Raw genomic sequence first — 18,585 nt, 5'->3', positions numbered from 1 at the left:
GATGTTTTCAATCAAGGTTCTGGCCGGCGCTGTACTAGCGCTCGGAATTACGTTTGCCTCGGCGAGTGCCCAGGTGGTGGTGTCGTCGAAGATCGACACCGAGGGCGGCGTGCTCGGCAATATCATCCAACTGGTGCTGAATGCCAATAATATCCAGACCACCGACCGTATCCAGCTCGGCGGCACGCCCGTGGTCCGCAAGGCGATTACAGCCGGCGAGATCGACATCTATCCGGAATACACTGGCAACGCCGCCTTTTTCTTCGAGAAGGCCGACGATCCGGTGTGGAAAGACGCCGCCAAGGCCTACGAGACTGCCAAGAAGCTCGACTACGACGCCAACAAGATCGTCTGGCTGTCACCGTCACCGGCCAACAACACCTGGGCGATCGCCCTGCGCAAGGAGGTCGCCGATACCAATAAGCTCGTCACCCTTTCTGACTTCGGCAAATATGTCTCGGGCGGCGGCAAGGTGGTGCTGGCGGCCTCCGCCGAGTTCGTCAATTCGGCGGCCGCGCTGCCCGCGTTCCAGAAGACCTATGGCTTCACGCTGAAGCCGGACCAGTTGATCACGCTGTCGGGCGGCGATACGGCGGCGACCATTGCCGCTGCGGCCAACCAGACCAACGGCGCCAACGCCGCCATGGTCTACGGCACCGACGGCGGCATCGCGCCCTCCGGCCTAGTCGTGCTTGAAGACGACAAGGTTGTGCAGCCGGTCTACCAGCCGGCGCCGATCATTCGCGAGGCGGTGCTGAAGGAGCATCCCGAAATCGAGACGCTGCTGAAGCCGGTCTTCGGCAAGCTCGATCTCGTCACGCTGCAGGAGTTGAATGGCCGCGTGCAGGTTGGCGGCGAGCCAGTCAAGGGCGTCGCTGAGGACTTTTTGAAAAAGAACGGCTTCCTGAAGTAAGGCGATTCCGGCGCTCCGCTTCAAGGTGCGCCGGATCGGCCGATGGGGGAGGGCGTGCGCATCCGGTTCGACAAGCTTGGCGTGGTCATCGCGGCGATATCGGCCTATGCGGCTTTCGCGGCGCCATTCGCCACCTTCCGTGCCAATCGCATCGTACCCGGCGAGGCGCGCTCGATCCTCGAATCTTTGCCCGCGGCGGTCGGTCCGCTATTGATGGCGATTGTTGTCGCAGCGGCGCTCATTGCGCTGCTGAAAACGCCGCTTGCTCTGCGCCTCGCCGCCAGTGCGGTTGCACTTGCGGCGCTGGCGCTGCTGATCGGCGTTGCCGGCAGCTTCCTGACGCCCGCAGGCAACACCTTCGCCCGTATCTCGCCGGCTTCGGGCTTCTGGCTGCTTATCTTCGCCTTCACCCTTCTGCTCGCCGACGTGCTTACAAGGCTGAACCTGTCGCCGCAGGCACGGGTCGGCGTGCTTGTTGTCGCCGCAGCGGCAATCGGCCTGCTGCTCGTCTCGGGAAGCTGGAACAGCCTGTCGATTCTCAAGGAATATTTCAATCGCTCCGATAGTTTTTGGGCGGAAGGCTCCAAGCACGTTACGTTGGCGCTGGGTTCGCTGGCGGCTGCGGTGATTATCGGCCTGCCGCTCGGCATCCTCTGCCATCGCGTCGAGAAATTGCGGGCCGGCGTGCTCAACGTGCTGAACATCATCCAGACCATTCCTTCGATCGCGCTGTTCGGCCTCTTGATCGCGCCGCTGGGCTGGGTCGCTTCGCAGGTGCCGGGTGCTGCCGCGCTCGGCATTCGCGGTATCGGCACAGCGCCGGCTTTCGTCGCCCTGTTCCTCTATTCGCTGCTGCCGGTGGTGGCTAATACCGTGGTCGGCCTTGCCGGTGTGCCGCGTGCCGCCAACGACGCAGCGCGCGGCATGGGCATGACCGACCGCCAGCGGCTGTTCGGCGTCGAGTTTCCGCTCGCCTTCCCGGTGATCCTCACCGGCATCCGCATCGTGCTGGTGCAGAATATCGGCCTCGCCACGATTGCCGCGTTGATCGGCGGCGGCGGCTTTGGCGTGTTCGTGTTCCAGGGCGTCGGTCAGACGGCGATGGACCTGGTGCTGCTCGGCGCCGTGCCGACGGTGGCGCTGGCCTTCGCCGCCGCCATCATCCTCGATGCAGTGATCGAAATGAGCGCCAGCAAGCGCAGGTTTGAAACGGCATGATCGAGATCGAAGGGATCACCAAGCGCTACGGCGAGACGACAGTCGTCAACGACGTGTCGATGGTAATCGAGCCGCGCAGCATCGCCGTCATCGTCGGCACCTCCGGCTCCGGCAAGACGACGCTGCTTCGCATGATCAACCGGCTGGTCGAGCCGACATCGGGCGTGATCAAGCTCGACGGCGTCGACAACCGCTCGGTGCCGGATTATGAGCTGCGCCGCAGCATAGGCTATGCCATCCAGGGCCACGGCCTGTTTCCGCATCGCACGGTGGCGCAGAACATCGCCACTGTGCCGGTATTGCTCGGCTGGGACGCCAACCGCATCAAGGCCCGCGTCGACGAGCTGATGACGCTATACCAGCTCGACCCGCAAGACTACGGGCCACGCTATCCGCACGAGCTTTCCGGCGGGCAGCAGCAGCGCGTCGGCGTCGCTCGGGCGCTTGCCGCGGAACCCAACGTGCTGTTGATGGATGAGCCGTTCGGGGCGCTCGATCCGATTATCCGCAACAAGGCGCAGGAGGATCTGCTGGCGATCCAGAAGCGCTTCGGCACCACCATCATCCTAGTCACCCATGACATGGAAGAGGCCGTTCACATGGGTGACAAGATCGCCGTGATGGACGGCGGCAAAGTGGTGCAATATGCCGAGCCGGCCGAGATACTGGCGAAACCGGCCAGCACGTTTGTCGAAACCCTGGTAGGTGCCAGCGAAAAACCGTTCCGGCTGTTGTCGCTTGGCCGGGTCCGCGACGCGGTGGAAAACGGCACCGCCGAAGGCGAGGCGATCCCCGGTGACGCCAGCCAGCGCGACGCGCTCGCCGAACTCCTGTGGTCGGGCCGCCCTGCGCTGCCGGTGACAGATACCGACGGCAAGCCGCTTGGCCGCGTCACGGTGGACGGGCTAGTTAAGCGCGCGGCGAGACCGGCATGAAAGAGGCTGGCTTCAAGGCTTGGCTTCCATCACTGCTCAGGCTTGCCCTGGTGGTGGTGCTTATCGCCTTCGTCACCAATCCCGGCTGGTTCGAACCGCTGCTGAAGCCGCTGACAGAGAACAACGCGCCGGTAATCTACAATCAGGGCAGCCTGTTGACGCTGACGCTGCTGCATCTGCGGACCGTGCTGATCGCGACGGTTGCCGCGACGATCGTTGCGGTCGCGCTCGCCATTTTGGTCACCAGGCCGGCCGGCGCCGAATTCCTGCCGCTGTCGCGCAGCCTGGTCAATATAGGCCAGACCTTTCCACCGGTGGCGGTGCTGGCGCTTGCCGTGCCGGCGGTCGGCTTCGGCGAAAAGCCGACGCTGATTGCGCTGTTTCTCTATGGCCTGCTGCCGATCTTCGAGAACGCGCTGACCGGCCTGACGACGCTGCCGGCCAACGTCGTCGAGGCGGCGCGTGGCGCCGGCATGACTGGCTGGCAAAGGCTGGTCAAGGTCGAGCTGCCGCTCAGCGCGCCGACCATTCTCGGCGGTATCCGGCTGTCGGTGGTGATCAGCCTTGCCACCGCGACCATCGGCTCGACAGTTGCGGCGAGGACATTGGGCGAGGTGATCATCGCCGGCCTGCTGTCGAACAACCTCGCCTTCATCCTGCAGGGCGGCCTGATCGTCGCCGCCCTTGCCGTACTGATCTATGACGGGCTGTCGGCGATCGAGCGCCGCACAGCGCGGCGCATGGGACGCGAGGCGGAGTAAGCCTCTCCGAGCGAGCTTCGTTCCTTTCAGCGGCCGATCGAACGCGCCGGATGATCAAGCGTCAGTTCGAGCGCCATACCCGTCCCGCTGGCGATCCAGCGGCGGCGGATGACGGCGAAATCGTGCTGTGTACCGGCTCTAACCACAGAGACCAAGTCGCCCACAGCGCAATCACTATCGAGATCGAGGGCTTCGACAGTCTCGGCAATGTCTTGCTTGCCGGCATAATGTCTTGCAATGGCTGTGAGTACGATGATCACTGGGCCACCCGTTGCGCGATCTTCGGGACTCGGCGATTGATGAGTGTGATCCCCCGATCTTTCAGCAGGAGTTCTTGCCATGACCGCGCGTTTCTCCAAGATCGTCATGTGTTTGTGTCTGGCGGCTTTCGCCTTCCTCGTCGCCTTTGGCAACATCACCGATTACGGCTCAAACTTCGCCTTTGTCCAGCATGTGCTGAGCATGGACACGACCTTTCCCGGCAACGCACTGATGTACCGCTCGATCACCAACCCGGCCTTGTGGACGGCAGGCTACTGGCTGATCATCCTTGGCGAGGCGCTGACCTGCCTGCTGTACCTGATCGCCGCCTGGCAACTTTGGCAGGCGCGCAACGCCAGCGGACAGGCTTTCAACGATGCCAAGAAGTTCGCCATCATTGCCGCCACAATTGGCTTTCTCGTTTGGTATTTCGGCTTCATGGTCGTTGGCGGCGAGTGGTTTGCCATGTGGCAGTCTTCGACATGGAATGGTCAGGAGGCGGCGTTCAAATTCTACATGACCATGCTGGTGGTGCTGGTCTTCGTCGTCCAGCCGGACGGCGACCCGCGCAAAGCTTGACGGCCCTTCGTCGATTTCAATCGATCTAACCGGATGGCGGTGTCGACAGGCGCACTGCCGTCCAGCCTTTTGGGCGAAACCCGGGATCTTTTGGGCGAAAGCCGGACAAGAACCGAACAATATCTTGACGTTCCGAGCCCTGTTTCGCATAAGCCGCTGCGAAGGGACGGATTCCGGTTGCGGAAATTCGTCCCCTGTCTCAACGGCCCGGGGAGGGGTTCTTTTGGGCCACCAATCGAGGAAAATTCGGCAATGACCATAATTTCAGCTGTCATCGCCTGCGGTCTGCTTTCAGTCCTTTACGCCATCTGGGCGACACGTTCGGTTCTCGCGGCCGATCAGGGCAATGCACGCATGCAGGAAATTTCCGCGGCCATCCGCGAAGGCGCGCAGGCTTATCTGGCGCGCCAGTACACCACCATCGCCATCGTCGGTGTCGTGGTCCTGCTGCTCGCCTGGTGGCTGCTTTCGATTACCGCCGCCATCGGCTTCCTGATCGGCGCCGTTCTGTCGGGTGCCGCTGGCTTCATCGGCATGCACGTCTCGGTGCGGGCCAATGTGCGCACCGCGCAGGCGGCTTCCAACAGCCTCGCTGCCGGCCTTGAGATCGCCTTCAAGTCGGGCGCCATCACTGGCATGCTGGTTGCTGGCCTGGCCCTTCTCGGCGTCTCCATCTACTACCTGATCCTGACCCAGTTCATGGGTCTGCAGCCAAACGATCGCGTCGTCATCGACTCGCTTGTTTCGCTCGGCTTCGGCGCCTCGCTTATATCGATCTTCGCCCGTCTCGGCGGCGGCATCTTCACTAAAGGCGCCGACGTCGGCGGGGATCTCGTCGGCAAGGTTGAAGCCGGCATTCCCGAAGACGATCCACGCAATCCGGCCACCATTGCCGACAATGTCGGCGACAATGTCGGCGATTGCGCCGGCATGGCGGCCGACCTGTTCGAGACCTATGCAGTGACTGTGGTCGCCACCATGGTCCTCGCCGCCATCTTCTTCGGCGGCACCGCCGTTCTCGGCGCGGCCATGCTCTATCCGCTGGCCATCTGCGGCGCCTGCATCCTCACCTCGATCGTCGGCACTTTCTTCGTCAAGCTTGGTTCCAGCGGCTCGATCATGGGCGCGCTCTACAAGGGCCTGATCGTGACCGGGCTGCTGTCGATTGTCGGCCTTGCCGTAGCCACTTCGGCATGTATCGGCTGGGGGGAGATCGGCACCGTCGCCGGCATGGCTATTACCGGCACGAACCTGTTCATCTGCGGTCTTGTCGGCCTTGCGGTGACCGGCCTCATCGTGGTGATCACCGAATATTATACCGGCACCAACAAGCGTCCGGTGAACTCCATCGCCCAGGCCTCGGTCACCGGTCACGGCACCAACGTCATCCAGGGCCTCGCGGTCTCGCTGGAAGCGACGGCGTTGCCGGCGATCGTCATCGTCGGCGGCATCATCTCGACATACCAGCTTGCCGGCCTCTACGGCACGGCGATCGCGGTGACGACGATGCTCGGCCTCGCCGGCATGATCGTCGCGCTCGATGCCTTCGGCCCGGTTACGGACAATGCCGGCGGCATTGCCGAAATGGCGGGCCTCCCCAAGGAAGTGCGCCAGTCAACCGACGCGCTTGACGCTGTCGGCAACACCACCAAGGCGGTAACCAAGGGCTACGCCATCGGCTCGGCCGGCCTCGGCGCGCTGGTGCTGTTCGCGGCCTATTCTAACGACCTGAAGTTCTTTGCCGCCAATGGCGACAAATACCCGTACTTCCAGGGCATGGGCGACGTCTCCTTCGACCTCTCCAATCCTTACGTCGTCGCCGGCCTGATCTTCGGCGGCCTGATCCCGTATCTGTTCGGCGGCATCGCCATGACCGCCGTCGGCCGCGCCGCGGGTGCTATCGTCCAGGAGGTGCGCAAGCAGTTCCGCGAGGATCCGGGCATCATGGCCGGCACCTCGAAGCCGAACTATGCGCGCGCCGTCGACCTTCTGACCAAGGCAGCGATCCGGGAGATGATCGTTCCGTCATTGTTGCCGGTGCTGGCGCCGCTGGTCGTCTATTTCGGCGTCCTCCTGATCTCCGGTTCGAAGGCATCCGCCTTTGCCGCGCTCGGTGCCTCGCTGCTCGGCGTCATCGTCAACGGCCTTTTCGTCGCCATCTCGATGACCTCCGGCGGCGGTGCCTGGGACAACGCCAAGAAGTCGTTCGAAGATGGTTTTGTCGACAAGGACGGCGTCAAGCATATGAAGGGCTCCGAAGCGCACAAGGCCTCGGTAACCGGCGACACGGTCGGCGACCCCTACAAGGATACTGCCGGCCCGGCGGTCAACCCGGCGATCAAGATCACCAACATCGTCGCGCTGCTGTTGCTGGCCGTTCTCGCGCACGGCTAAGCTCGGTCGCTACGACCTTAAGACAAAAACCCGCGGGATCGCTCCCGCGGGTTTTTCATTGCCTGAGATGTGCCGCTTACAGGGAAGCGAAAGGAACGGAAGGAAGCCGACACCCTGGGTGGATCAGGTGCCGCCGAGCGAGCTGCCGCCGCTGGCGCCGGGAACACCAGGCGCCAGCTTGCTGGCGCCACTGATGATCTGGCTGAGGAAGTTCTGGTCCTTGCCGCCGGTCGGCGTGGTGCGCGAGATGAAGTCGAACACTTTGCCGTCCTTCAACCCGTAATTGGCTATCTGCGTAACGCGCCCATCATCGCCAAAATAGACCGCCAGTACATGCTGGTCGACCAGCCGCGGCTTGTCGAAGGCGACGTAGCGCTTGCGCGTCTGCGAAATGTAATAAAAGGCCTCGTTGTCGAAGGTCGCTTTCGTCGAGGGAGTGCCGAGCGCCAGCAGCACCTGTTCGCGGCTTGAGCCGACCGGCACCAGGTCGATCGCCTGCTGGTCGATGACGTAGCCTTGCGTCAGCGTCTCGCTCGGATTGAGATCGCCGATCATCTTGGATGAATTGCAGGCGGAAAGCGCCGCAGCGATCACCAGCAGCGGAACCGCACCGGTGGGCCTGGGCAGGAAAGTCGACTTGAATTTCAGCGCGCGCAACTACAACTCCATAAGCTGGCCGCAACTTGCGCTGGGCCGCAAAACCGGTAAACCAGCTTGCTTGCCGATGCAACAAGGCCACTTCAACAAACGGTCCCGGGAGACCACCCTCAAATGTTCCAGCGCCTCTTTGGCCGCGAACGACATGCCAACCGCGCCATCACCGAGGCGCTTTACGCACAAATCGTGGCGGCGGCGCGGCAAACGGTGTTTTATTCCGCCTGGAACGTGCCGGACACGCCGCTCGGCCGCTTCGAGATGCTGTCGTTGCACATGTTCCTGTTCCAGCACCGGTTGCGCGGCGAGGGTGGTGCGGCGGCAGAGGTTGCGCAGGTGCTGATCGACGAGTTCTTCATGGATGTCGAACATTCATTGCGGGAATTGGGCATTGGCGACGTCGGCGTGCCGAAGCGCATGCGGAAACTGGCGAAGATGTTCTACGGCCGCACCGCCGCCTATGACGATGCACTGCAACGAAATGACCATGATGCACTTGCCGCCGCCCTTGCCCGCAATGTCAGGCCCGATGCCGGCGCCTGGCCGCAAGCGTCGCAGCTGGCACTCTATGCCGCCAATGCATCCAGGCAACTCACGGAACAGCCGACCGAATCGATCGTTTCCGGCACGGTGGTATTTCCCGTGGCCAACGCTTGAGCGGCGGCAGGCCGAATGAAGATGGCGAAGTGGAGGCGAAGATGAAACGTCCTGATATCCACAGCCCAGTGTCATTCCGGGCAAATGTCGCTCGGCTGCCGCAAAAGGGGCTGCCGGTGGTGATCGATGCCGACGCCGGGCAGCGCGCCCTGCTGGCCGCCGAGCACGAGCTGCTTTCGGTAGAAAACTATCGCGCCGAACTCCTGGTCGAGCCTTGGAAGCGCAACGGGGTGAAAGTCAGCGGCCATGTCGAGGCCGATGTAACGCAGGCCTGCATCGTCACCCTCGACCCGGTCAAGGCGCATATCGACGAGCCGGTCGAAGCGCTGTTCCTGCCGGAGCAATCCAAACTCGGGCGGCAAGGTTTCAACGGCGGCGGTGAGATCCTGCTCGACGCCGAAGGGCCGGACAGCCCGGAAACCTTTTCCGGCGACGCCATCGACGTCGGGGCGCTTGCCGAACAGTTCTTTGGCTTGGCGATCGATCCCTATCCGCGCAAGCCCGGTGTGTCGCTGGAGGCTGCCGGCGATGCCGAGCCTGTGGAGAATGAATTCCAGCAAAAGCTGAGATCACTGTTGGGAAAATCCTGATAGCTGATCCAATTTGAGAAAAGTTGGTTGTGCGGCAGCCCAAAACCGTTATTTTCGCCGAACCTTCGCGAGCCCCGTACCTTGGCAAGCCCGCTGGCCAAGCAACCGTGAGATGAACACCGCGTGATCAGGATTTCCATCGATGCCATGGGCGGCGATCACGGGCCAAGCGTGGTCATCCCGGCGCTCATGACTGTCGCCACCCGCCGTCCGGACATACGCTTCGTCATTTATGGGCGCGAAGAAGTGGTACGGCCCGAACTCGCCAAATTCCCCAAGCTGGCGGACGTGAGCGAGTTCATCCACTGCGAGATCGCAGTCCGGATGGACGACAAGCCGAGCCAGGCGCTGCGCCATGGTCGCTGGAAATCATCGATGTGGAAGGCCGTCGAGGCGGTCAAGGCAGGCACTGCCGACGCCTGCATCTCAGCCGGCAATACCGGGGCGCTGATGGCAATGTCCAGGTTCTGCCTTCGCACCATGGCGACCATCGATCGCCCGGCAATCGCAGCGCTCTGGCCGACATTGCGCGGCGAAAGCGTGGTGCTGGACGTCGGCGCCACTATCGGCGCGGATGCGCATCAACTGGTTGATTTTGCCATTCTGGGCACCGGCATGGCGCGCTCGGTTTTCGGCATCGAACGGCCGAGCGTCGGCCTGCTCAATGTCGGCGTCGAGGAGATCAAGGGTCAGGAGGAGGTCAAGGAGGCGGGCCGCATGCTTCGCGAGGCCAACATGGCCTCGATGAACTACCATGGCTTTGTCGAGGGTGACGACATCGGCAAGGGCAGTGTCGACGTCGTCGTTACCGAAGGATTTGCCGGCAACATCGCGCTGAAGACGGCGGAAGGCACGGTCAGGCAGATCGCCGGGTATCTGCGCGCGGCGATGAACCGCACGCTGATGGCCAGGATCGGCTATATCTTCGCGAAGACCGCCTTCAATCGCCTGCGCGAGAAGATGGATGTCGGCCGCTCCAATGGCGGCGTCTTCCTCGGGTTGAACGGCATCGTGGTGAAAAGCCATGGCGGGGCTGATTCGGATGGCTTTGCGGCGGCGATCGAGCTTGGCTACGACATGGTACGCAACAATCTGCTTGACCGCATCGAAGCCGATCTCGACCTGTTCCATGCCCGCAATCCGAATGCCCAGACAATCCGGAAATCCGACGTCGTCATCGACGCAAAGGAATAGGAAAGAGCATTGATCAGATCAGTCGTGCGCGGCACGGGCGCCGCGCTGCCCCGCCGCATTATGAAGAATGCCGATTTCGAAGGCATGGTCGAGACATCGGACGAGTGGATCGTCCAGCGCACCGGTATTCGCCAGCGCCACATCGCGGCCGACGACGAGACGACGGCCTCGCTGGGCGAGGCGGCGGCGCGCGCAGCCCTCGACAGCGCCGGCCTGATGGCGGACGACATCGACCTGATCGTGCTGGCGACCTCGACGCCCAACAACACCTTTCCCGCGACCGCGGTCGAGATCCAGAACCGGCTCGGCATGCACCACGGTTTTGCCTTTGACCTGCAGGCGGTTTGCTCCGGCTTCGTCTATGCAGTGACGACCGCCGACCTCTATATCCGCGGCGGCTTGGCCAGACGGGTGCTGGTGATCGGCTCGGAAACATTTTCGCGCATTCTCGACTGGAACGACCGCTCGACCTGCGTTTTGTTCGGCGACGGCGCCGGCGCGATGGTGCTGGAAGCAGGCACGGGAGCAGGCGGCATCGCCGACCGAGGCGTTCTGGCGGCCAGCCTGCGCTCCGACGGCATCCACAAGGACAAGCTTTTCGTCGACGGTGGGCCGTCGACCACCGGAACGGTCGGGCACCTCAGGATGGAAGGCCGCGAAGTGTTCAAGCATGCGGTCGGCATGATCACCGACGTTATCGAGGCGACGTTCGCACAGGCCGGCATCAGCGCCGCCGATCTCGACTGGTTCGTGCCGCATCAAGCCAATAAACGAATTATTGACGCTTCGGCCAAAAAGCTCGGGATAGAGGAGCGGAAGGTGGTCGTGACCGTCGATCTGCACGGTAATACCTCCGCTGCTTCCGTGCCGCTGGCACTGTCCGCGGCCGTCGCCGACGGTCGCATCAAAACGGGTGACCTGGTACTGCTTGAGGCGATGGGCGGCGGCTTCACCTGGGGCGCGGTCCTGCTCCGCTGGTAAGTGCCGAACTATCGGGTTCGGGTCCTTGACCTTGACGGATCAATTACTTAGGTTCTGCCGTTGCTTGTATCGATTTATGTTTTTGAGCTGATGGGACGGTTCGTATGGGGGGAAAGACACTTACGCGCGCCGACCTCGCCGAAGCCGTTTACCGCAAGGTTGGGCTGTCGCGTACTGAATCGGCTGAGCTTGTCGAGGCGGTGCTGAATGAGATCTGCGAGGCGATCGTTCGCGGCGAGACGGTGAAGCTGTCGTCCTTCGCGACCTTCCACGTCCGCTCCAAAAACGAGCGCATCGGGCGCAATCCCAAGACCGGTGAGGAAGTGCCGATCCTGCCGCGCCGGGTGATGACCTTCAAGTCGTCGAACGTGCTGAAGAACCGTATCCTGCGCTCCCATCAAAACAGCAAAGCCAAGGGCAGCAAGTAGACGCCCGATCCACTTTGCTGAGAATCATGCTCCAGGCTTCGGTTGAAAAACGAGCCGTGCTTTTGCGCTGGGCTTGAATATTGTTTCATAAACCGCTGAAATAGATGCGATTCGGTAGGCCGGATCGGTATTTGGGTGTGATCCGTTCCGGCGGGACGGAAAGCTGCTCTCTTTGTCAAGCGTGACGTCGCCCGAACCCGGTTCCCGCCTTCGCGATCATGCTCTAGCGTGAGGATTCGTCCATGGACAAGAGCCCTGATGCTTTCCGCACCATCAGCGAGGTCGCGGAGGATCTGGATTTGCCGCAGCACGTGCTGCGCTTCTGGGAGACGCGTTTCAACCAGATCAAGCCGATGAAGCGCGGCGGCGGCCGCCGCTACTACCGCCCGCAGGATGTCGAACTGATCAAGGGTATTCGCCATATGCTCTACGATCAGGGCTATACGATCAAGGGGGTGCAGAAGCTGTTGCGCGAGAACGGCAACCAGTTTCTGATCGCCGTCGGCAATGGCGACATGGCGGCGGTCGAGGCGATCTCGCAGCGCCGACAGGCTGACACGGTACCGCTGACGCAAGCGGCGCAGCCGCGCGGCCCGGACGACGAAATGCTGGTCGGCCAGCCGAGGGTGAAACCCAGCCGTCGTTTTTTCGGCATCGGCAAGACCGACGAGGAAGGTCCGGTTCCGCCGGACACGTCAAAACTTTCCCGTGACAATCGCGCATTGCTGCAGGAGGCGCTGTTCGACCTCCTGGAATGCAAGCGCCTGCTCGATCAAGTTCGCTAGACCGGAACGGTCTTCAGGGTCATGCGTTAGGCTTCCTTCTGCAGAGAAGGAAGCACGTCATGCCATCGCTTTCGAGCATCTCCGACACCGATCTGAACAAGCAGGTCGCGGCCCTGACCAGGGAACTGGCCACCTTGAAGAAAGCCGTGTTAAAGCGGGGCGGCGCCTTTTACGAAGACGGGCGCGATACCGCATCGGATTATTATTCGGATATCACTGAGCGCCTCGGCGACGCCTTGCCGGCAATCAGAAGGCAAGGCCGGGCGATCGAGAAGACCGCCCGAGATCACCCGGCGACGGCGGCCGCTGTCGGACTGGTTGTGGTCGGGCTCGTCGCCAGTCTGTTCCTCGGCGGCCGGCAGCAACAAGCACCGCGGGCGCGTTCAAGATCGGCACGTTGAGATAAGCAAATGGCGGCGGTCAGCGGACCGCCGCCATTGTTCGCCGACACGGCAAACCCGGTAAGCGTGCCGCCCTTGATCAAGGGCCAGAATGCCTTGTTTGCCGGTTGTTCGTCCGAGGGTGTTTTCAGTACTTCTTCGCCACAACCTTCTTGTGATGGTGGCGGTAGTGGCGGTGGAGGCGGTGATGGCGGTGATGCTTCTTGACGGTGGTGTGCATCGTCGTTGCATTCGCGCTGCTTGCGCCGATGATCGGCATCGAGAGGGCAAGTGCGATTGCAAGTCCAAGGGCGGAGAGAAGAGGCTTGTTCATGACATCGTTTCCTTTTTGCGCAGGCGGAATTTAAGCGTCACCGATTCAGTCGGTGACCCGATCGGTGCGGTTGCGACTATCGCCTTGAAGTTTTCGGCAGTTTTTCCGGCCTGTAGAATTTTGTTTCCGAACCGTGTCTGCCGATGATCCGGCCAGATGTCGGCGCACCGGCATCCGCCATTGATTCCGGCGTCGGTTCACGATGCCGTGACGCTATCTTTGATGCTTGGCAAATCACCGACGAGCGGGCATTCTCCCGATCGTCTCAGGCAACAACATGATTTGATCTAACTCTTTCATCCCACGGAGTTGCCAATGCCCCAAATAGCAAAACGCGAACCTTACTCCGACCTGGCGGCGAGCGCGGTTACGCCTGAACGCAGTGCCGTCCGCACCGCCCGGGAAGCCCGTGGATACAGCATCGAAGAGCTGTCCTTGGCGTGCGGGCTGGCAGCCTATGAGATTGCCGACATCGAAAGCGGCAAGGATGCCGATCCTTCGAAACGTCGGCGTATTGCCTCCGCGCTTCAACTTCCGGAAAGCGCTCTGTTTGACGAAGCCGTGTTGCCTGTCAAAAGGCGATCCGTGTCGTAGCGACGTGTCATGCTTTTATTCCACGAGCTCGCCATGGGTCGCCCTGGCGGGCTTCGTTTTTTCGGCCACGTAGTGGACTTGCCGGCCGCCAGGCGACGCCAGACGGAAATTGCCGGAGATGAGCCTCGAATCCGTTCGCGCCTTTTTCGACGCACACGCGCCCGACATCGACGTTATCGTCACGGAAGCCAGCTCGGCGACAGTGCCTCTGGCCGCCGAAGCGCATGGCGTAGCGCCAGCGCAGATTGCCAAGACGATCTGCTTGCGCGCCGGCGACCAGACGATGCTGATCGTGGCCAGCGGGATCTCCAGGCTGGACAATCGCAAATTCAAGGACCGGTTCGGCGGCAAGGCGCGAATGCTGGATGCCGAACAGGTGCTTGCCGCGACCGGTCATCCCGTCGGCGGGGTGTGCCCATTCGGCCTACCGGCGCCGCTCCCGGTCTACTGCGACATCTCGCTGAGCGCCTTTGACGAGGTCGTCCCGGCGGCAGGCGCGACGAATGCCGCCGTACGGCTCAGCCCGCAACGCCTGGCCGAACTCGTCGACGCCGAGTGGGTGGATGTGTGCCAGTAGCCATTTACCCGGGTCGTGGGATCCGCTGAGCGTTACCGCTACTCGGTCTTCTGTGGCTCTTCTTTCTTGATCGTCTGAGCGTCCGTGGCAGTCGACATATCGGCCTTCTCGACGCTCGCTGTCGTCTGCGTGTCGACCGATGCCTGGACCTTTGAATGCGCGGGGCAATCCGCAGAGGCAACTGATATGGACATGGTCAGTGCCGCGGCTATTGCGAGGAATGTCTTCATGATCATTCTCCTCGTTCGTTCGATGGGCAAAGTTAGCCCGTCTGGCACCGACGGCCAAATCACATTTGTTCACACGCTGGCCCAGTAATTCAAATGGCTGCGCGGATAGCCGCTTGCCGTATCAAAGCCCACTGGCTCCGGCCGGAGGATTTTTGGCGTTAAAGATCTCGCCGCTCAGAGCCAGTCTCAGGTCTTCGGCGCTGAGCTGACCACTTTCGAACAAATCCATCACCCTGCGGCCGAGCACTTCTCTGCCTGGATCGCCGTCAGCGAGGCCTAGTTCACGGCATCGGGCATCAAGTGCCTTGGTCAACATGGTCAGCTCGGCAGGACAGGCAACCCCTTGAAGCGACATTGCATCTCTCCCGGAAGGGCGAAAGCGCGTGGCATCTTCCTAGCGTCCGCTCGCCCTTACAACTGCGAACGACGGCAATTCAAATAAAGCCAACCTTTTTCGAACTCAACATTCAAACGTACCAAAACGCCGCGCGCTCCAATGCGAGGATCCTGCTACAATACGGTATGGCCGTCCGAATAGCGGTTATCCTCGCGCTTCTCTTCGCCTTCGCCTACGGTTTCGCAAAACTCGCGGAACATTATGGCAGAGTTGGCCACAGACCCTCTCCGTGTGAAGAATTGCCCTATCCTGATTGTCCTGATCAAAAAGCTCTTCCGCGGGAAGAAACTGAGCCTTGAGCACGCCTGTTCAGGCCAGGCCAGGCCAGCCATCGGGATTGAATTAGTTCTTTCCAACCGACGGTTGGTGGACGCATTGCAGCTGATGGGCCTAGGGTTCACTACGATCCGCGCGCACCGGGCATGCCCAAACCCCCGAGTCACCCCTGCCTGATGCAAGGCGCCTGATCGAGTCCCGCCGTTCTGGCATGTGCGGCGGGACCTTTTCTTATTGAAGCTGGAATACGGGCTCACGATAAAGGTTGGCGTACGCAGCAAACGTCGCCTAGCCACTGTCGCGCGGTTTCTCGGTGGGCTTCTGGCTAGCCGCCAGCCTCCGTGCCTCGCGCACGAGTGATCGTGATCGATTCTTCGATGAGATCACGCGCCTGCGTACGTTGCGCTGGCTGCAGTGCGGCTATTGTCTGTACAGCCAGTTTGGGGGAAAACTGGCTAAGCCTTTGGATTTTAATGGTCGGAGTGGCCGGATTCGAACCGACGACCCCTTGACCCCCAGTCAAGTGCGCTACCGGGCTGCGCTACACTCCGGACCGGTCGCGATGTATCGTGATAGACCGGCTCCGGTCAACCGAATTCGGTTGCTGTCCTGCCTGAAGCAACGGCAACGGGCATTGCGCCGCCCGCAGCTGCCACTGGTGGCGGTATTCGAGCGCGATGGCACCCCAGATCAAGCCAAGCAGCAGGTAGACATGGCGCCAGTGGTCGATGTCGATGAAGGTGCCGAGCCCGATATTGCCGATGAAGGCGACGTAGGCGCATAGAAGATAAGGCTGCCACGGCCGGTCGCGCAGCAGAATGCGGAAGCCGGCGGCGATCGTCCAGCACGTCAGCGTCAGGAACGACACGAAGCCGAGCCAGCCGTAATCCATCAGCATCTTCAGCCAGATGTCGTGCGTGTCCTCGCCGAACATCTTGCCGAAGACGAGCGGGCCGATGCCGAACGGATGCTCCAGTGCCATCTGAAAGCCGATCGTGTAGCGGGCGAAGCGGCCGAGGCGGGCGGTGTCGTAGCTTTGTTCAAGCTGTGCGCGGTTCGAGAACATCTCGGCGACGCCCGGCAGTTGCAGGATGACGATCATTGCGATGACCAGCAGTCCGACGGCGGCGATGGTCATGACGACCACGCGCAGCCGGAACTTGCCGCTGGCGCTCTGCAGGAACAAGGCACCGGTTAGCAGGATCGCCGAAACGGCGAACATGCCCCAGGCGCCGCGCGAAAAGGAAAAGAAGATGCCGGCGGTGATGATCAGCAGCGGCACAGCCAATAGAGGCATGCGCGCGACCGAGCCGGTAAGCAGCAGATAGAGCAGGTAGATGCCCGGCAGCACCAGGAACGGCCCGAACACGTTCGGGTCCTGGAAGGCGCCGGCGGCGCGGTCGTATTTGGTGAAGATCTCGGCTCCCGGAAAGGCATGAAAATAGCCGGCTATGCCGACCAGCGAAGTCAGCACCGCCGACACCACATAGGCGACGAAGATCACCCGATAGAGACTGGGCCGGACCGCCGTTACCGAAGCGAAGAAAACCGCGGTTAAGGCCAGGAACAGCGAGACGGCGAGATAGAGCGGCGTGCCGGCGAGGTCCGACATCTGCGTCATCGAGATCATGCCGCCGATGTTCATGATCAACAGCAGCACCAGAAGCGGCACCGCCGCGCGCTGTATGCGCATTCCGAACAAGGGCCACACCACGATCAGCCCGATCATATAGACGTCGTACGGCGCCGGCTCGGCAATGACGAAGCCGGACAGGAAGACGCCGAGGAAAACCGCCCCTGACGCAATCAGTGCGATCAGCTTGGCGTTGACCGCCGCCGCCGGCAATTCATAGGCCGTCGCGCTCAATATGCATTTTCCGTGTTGAGCAGGCGGATCGGCGTCAGGAACAGGATTTTGAGGTCGAACAGGAGCGACCAGTTCTCGATGTAATAGAGGTCGTATTCCGTCCGCATGCGAATCTTCTCGTTGGTGTCCATCTCGCCGCGCCAGCCATTGATCTGCGCCCAGCCGGTTACACCGGGCTTGACCTTGTGACGGGCGAAATAGCCGTCGACCACCTCATTGTAGAGGAGGTTGTGCGACTGCGCGGCAATGGCGTGCGGGCGCGGCCCGACCAGCGACAGCGAACCGAACAGCGAATTGAAGAACTGCGGCAATTCGTCGATCGAGGTCTTGCGGATGAAGCGGCCGACGCGGGTGACGCGTGGATCGTTCTTTGTCACGGTCTGCTTCGCCGTCGGGTCCGCCTTGTCGGTGTACATCGACCGGAACTTATAGACCTCGATGATCTCGTTGTTGAAGCCGTGCCGCTTCTGGTGGAACAGCACCGGCCCCTTGCTGTCGAGTTTGATCGCGATCGCGGTCGCCAGCATCACCGGCGAGAACACGATGATGCCGATGATTGAAAAGACGATGTCGAAGGCGCGCTTGGCGACCGAATCCCAGTCGTTGATCGGCTTGTCGAAGATATCGAGCATCGGCACCGAGCCGATATAGGAATAGGCGCGCGGCCTGAACTGCAGCGCGTTCGAATGCGCCGACAGCCGGATGTCGACCGGCAGCACCCACAGCTTCTTCAATAACTGCAGCACGCGCGATTCGGCGGTCAGCGGCAGTGATACGATCAGCATGTCGATGCGCGCGATGCGGGCAAATTCGATGAGTTCGGAAATTGTGCCGAGCTTGGGATAACCGGCGACAACCGGCGGCGACCGCTTATCGCCGCGGTCGTCGAAGATGCCGCAGATGCGGATGTCGTTGTAGGGCTGCCTTTCGACCGAGCGGATCAGTACTTCCGCCGCCTTGCCGCCACCGACGATAACGGCGCGGCGCTCCATCCGCCCATCGCGCGCCCAGCGCCGGATCAGCTTCGACATCACCAGGCGGAGACCCAGGATCAGCACGAAGCCGACAACAAACCACGTGCCGAAGAGCAGGCGCGAATAGTCTTCCGACATTTTCATGGTGAAGGCGGTGAGCGCCATCAAGGCGAACGTTCCGGCCCAGACCAGCAGGAGCCGGCCAAAATTGGCGATCGGCCGCATTAGCGCGACGATCTGGTAGCAGTCGGTGACGTCGAGCAGAACGACGGCGAGGAACGAGGTGGCGGCGATCGTCAGGGAGTATTGCCAGGCAAGATAGTTGAAAAAGCCGACGTAGTAGAAATAGACGGCAAGACCTGACACCAACAGCAGCGCGAATTCCGCCATGCGCAGGACGCCGCTCACCATGATCGGCGACATCGTATCGCGCCGGTATTGCGAGGCGACCTGGCGGGCGACGTCGTTCATGCCGCCGGCCGTGTTGTTCTCGGCAGGGGCGTTGAATTTGCGCACCGCGTCTAGCGAAAAACGGCGCGCGGGGTCGATTTCGTTCATGGGGCGTCCGCAGGTTTCCCTCAGGTGAATAGCAAAAGAGAGCTAAGA

General features: G+C 61.8%; 22 protein-coding genes and 1 tRNA gene. 15 read left to right on the top strand and 8 right to left on the bottom strand.

Annotated features, from left to right (window positions below):
- Position 1 precedes the first annotated feature (1 nt).
- From osmF to NKH80_RS17305, 4 genes are read left to right on the top strand one after another with little or no spacing between them, the layout of a single operon-like run.
- Positions 2-913 carry a glycine betaine ABC transporter substrate-binding protein OsmF gene (osmF, locus tag NKH80_RS17320; protein WP_352992651.1) on the top strand — a complete coding sequence of 304 codons (912 nt, stop codon included), beginning with the start codon at positions 2-4 and terminating at the stop codon, positions 911-913.
- 42 nt (positions 914-955) lie between these two features.
- Complete coding sequence (locus NKH80_RS17315; RefSeq protein ID WP_352992649.1) at positions 956-2,131, top strand: ABC transporter permease; 1,176 nt, start codon at positions 956-958, stop codon at positions 2,129-2,131.
- Complete coding sequence (locus tag NKH80_RS17310; RefSeq protein ID WP_352506502.1) at positions 2,128-3,066, top strand: ABC transporter ATP-binding protein; 939 nt, start codon at positions 2,128-2,130, stop codon at positions 3,064-3,066. Before NKH80_RS17315 ends, NKH80_RS17310 begins: the two co-directional genes overlap by 4 nt.
- Positions 3,063-3,827 (top strand): ABC transporter permease, encoded by a 765-nt coding sequence (locus NKH80_RS17305; RefSeq protein ID WP_352506501.1) that lies wholly within the window; start codon positions 3,063-3,065, stop codon positions 3,825-3,827. The genes NKH80_RS17310 and NKH80_RS17305 overlap by 4 nt, the downstream gene beginning before the upstream one ends.
- A gap of 26 nt (positions 3,828-3,853) precedes the next feature.
- On the opposite strand, the gene NKH80_RS17300 is transcribed toward NKH80_RS17305, so the two are convergent.
- Entirely contained in the window at positions 3,854-4,087 is a 234-nt protein-coding gene (locus NKH80_RS17300; protein WP_352506500.1) for a hypothetical protein, read from the bottom strand.
- A 79-nt stretch (positions 4,088-4,166) separates the two neighbouring features.
- Here NKH80_RS17300 and NKH80_RS17295 point away from each other — a divergent pair, with 79 nt between their 5' ends.
- Positions 4,167-4,667: a DUF2165 family protein gene (locus NKH80_RS17295; RefSeq protein WP_352506499.1), complete on the top strand. Its 501-nt coding sequence runs from the start codon at positions 4,167-4,169 to the stop codon at positions 4,665-4,667.
- A gap of 252 nt (positions 4,668-4,919) precedes the next feature.
- Entirely contained in the window at positions 4,920-7,061 is a 2,142-nt protein-coding gene (locus NKH80_RS17290; RefSeq protein WP_352477171.1) for a sodium-translocating pyrophosphatase, read from the top strand.
- Positions 7,062-7,184: 123 nt separating this feature from the next.
- Here the strand turns inward: NKH80_RS17290 and NKH80_RS17285 are convergent, their stop codons facing one another.
- A complete protein-coding gene (locus NKH80_RS17285) occupies positions 7,185-7,718 on the bottom strand; it encodes an outer membrane protein assembly factor BamE (RefSeq protein WP_352506497.1) in 534 nt (177 codons plus the stop codon).
- A gap of 114 nt (positions 7,719-7,832) precedes the next feature.
- On the opposite strand from NKH80_RS17285, the gene NKH80_RS17280 reads away from it, so the two are divergent.
- The 7 genes from NKH80_RS17280 to NKH80_RS17250 all read left to right on the top strand — a co-directional run bounded on the left by NKH80_RS17280 (position 7,833) and on the right by NKH80_RS17250 (position 12,751).
- Entirely contained in the window at positions 7,833-8,372 is a 540-nt protein-coding gene (locus tag NKH80_RS17280; RefSeq protein WP_352506496.1) for a ubiquinol-cytochrome C chaperone family protein, read from the top strand.
- 41 nt (positions 8,373-8,413) lie between these two features.
- Positions 8,414-8,962 (top strand): YceD family protein, encoded by a 549-nt coding sequence (locus NKH80_RS17275; RefSeq protein ID WP_352992646.1) that lies wholly within the window; start codon positions 8,414-8,416, stop codon positions 8,960-8,962.
- Positions 8,963-9,085: 123 nt separating this feature from the next.
- Positions 9,086-10,156, top strand: a complete 1,071-nt coding sequence (gene plsX, locus NKH80_RS17270) for a phosphate acyltransferase PlsX (protein WP_352477175.1) — start codon at positions 9,086-9,088, stop codon at positions 10,154-10,156.
- A 9-nt stretch (positions 10,157-10,165) separates the two neighbouring features.
- Positions 10,166-11,137 carry a beta-ketoacyl-ACP synthase III gene (locus NKH80_RS17265; protein WP_352506495.1) on the top strand — a complete coding sequence of 324 codons (972 nt, stop codon included), beginning with the start codon at positions 10,166-10,168 and terminating at the stop codon, positions 11,135-11,137.
- Between the two features lie 104 nt (positions 11,138-11,241).
- The gene (locus tag NKH80_RS17260) at positions 11,242-11,565 is read left to right on the top strand and encodes an integration host factor subunit alpha (RefSeq protein ID WP_023717292.1); all 324 of its coding nucleotides are present in this window, start codon (positions 11,242-11,244) and stop codon (positions 11,563-11,565) included.
- Between the two features lie 242 nt (positions 11,566-11,807).
- Positions 11,808-12,350 carry a MerR family transcriptional regulator gene (locus NKH80_RS17255; RefSeq protein ID WP_254817568.1) on the top strand — a complete coding sequence of 181 codons (543 nt, stop codon included), beginning with the start codon at positions 11,808-11,810 and terminating at the stop codon, positions 12,348-12,350.
- Positions 12,351-12,409: 59 nt separating this feature from the next.
- Positions 12,410-12,751, top strand: a complete 342-nt coding sequence (locus NKH80_RS17250) for a hypothetical protein (protein WP_254817569.1) — start codon at positions 12,410-12,412, stop codon at positions 12,749-12,751.
- Between the two features lie 127 nt (positions 12,752-12,878).
- Here the strand turns inward: NKH80_RS17250 and NKH80_RS17245 are convergent, their stop codons facing one another.
- A complete protein-coding gene (locus NKH80_RS17245) occupies positions 12,879-13,064 on the bottom strand; it encodes a hypothetical protein (protein WP_352506494.1) in 186 nt (61 codons plus the stop codon).
- A gap of 315 nt (positions 13,065-13,379) precedes the next feature.
- Between NKH80_RS17245 and NKH80_RS17240 the strand changes: the two genes are divergently transcribed.
- Together NKH80_RS17240 and NKH80_RS17235 are read left to right on the top strand one after the other, a co-directional pair.
- Entirely contained in the window at positions 13,380-13,658 is a 279-nt protein-coding gene (locus NKH80_RS17240; RefSeq protein ID WP_352506493.1) for a helix-turn-helix domain-containing protein, read from the top strand.
- A gap of 118 nt (positions 13,659-13,776) precedes the next feature.
- The gene (locus tag NKH80_RS17235; RefSeq protein WP_352506492.1) at positions 13,777-14,235 is read left to right on the top strand and encodes a YbaK/EbsC family protein; all 459 of its coding nucleotides are present in this window, start codon (positions 13,777-13,779) and stop codon (positions 14,233-14,235) included.
- A 38-nt stretch (positions 14,236-14,273) separates the two neighbouring features.
- Here NKH80_RS17235 and NKH80_RS17230 read toward each other — a convergent pair whose 3' ends face one another.
- The 5 genes from NKH80_RS17230 to NKH80_RS17210 all read right to left on the bottom strand — a co-directional run bounded on the left by NKH80_RS17230 (position 14,274) and on the right by NKH80_RS17210 (position 18,537).
- Positions 14,274-14,465: a hypothetical protein gene (locus NKH80_RS17230; protein ID WP_352506491.1), complete on the bottom strand. Its 192-nt coding sequence runs from the start codon at positions 14,463-14,465 to the stop codon at positions 14,274-14,276.
- Positions 14,466-14,586: 121 nt separating this feature from the next.
- Positions 14,587-14,781, bottom strand: coding sequence for a hypothetical protein (locus NKH80_RS17225; RefSeq protein ID WP_254817574.1), 195 nt, complete (start codon positions 14,779-14,781; stop codon positions 14,587-14,589).
- Between the two features lie 831 nt (positions 14,782-15,612).
- Positions 15,613-15,689, bottom strand: a tRNA-Pro gene (locus NKH80_RS17220).
- The gene (locus NKH80_RS17215) at positions 15,680-17,005 is read right to left on the bottom strand and encodes an O-antigen ligase family protein (RefSeq protein WP_352896583.1); all 1,326 of its coding nucleotides are present in this window, start codon (positions 17,003-17,005) and stop codon (positions 15,680-15,682) included. Before NKH80_RS17215 ends, NKH80_RS17220 begins: the two co-directional genes overlap by 10 nt.
- The gene (locus tag NKH80_RS17210; RefSeq protein ID WP_352992644.1) at positions 17,002-18,537 is read right to left on the bottom strand and encodes an undecaprenyl-phosphate glucose phosphotransferase; all 1,536 of its coding nucleotides are present in this window, start codon (positions 18,535-18,537) and stop codon (positions 17,002-17,004) included. Before NKH80_RS17210 ends, NKH80_RS17215 begins: the two co-directional genes overlap by 4 nt.
- Between the last annotated feature and the right edge of the window lie 48 nt (positions 18,538-18,585).

This window comes from Mesorhizobium sp. M0904, assembly GCF_040319475.1.
In the GTDB taxonomy this organism is placed as follows: domain Bacteria; phylum Pseudomonadota; class Alphaproteobacteria; order Rhizobiales; family Rhizobiaceae; genus Mesorhizobium.
The sequence above is the reverse complement of the archived record's forward strand: the minus strand, read 5'-3'. Positions and strand labels throughout refer to the sequence as shown.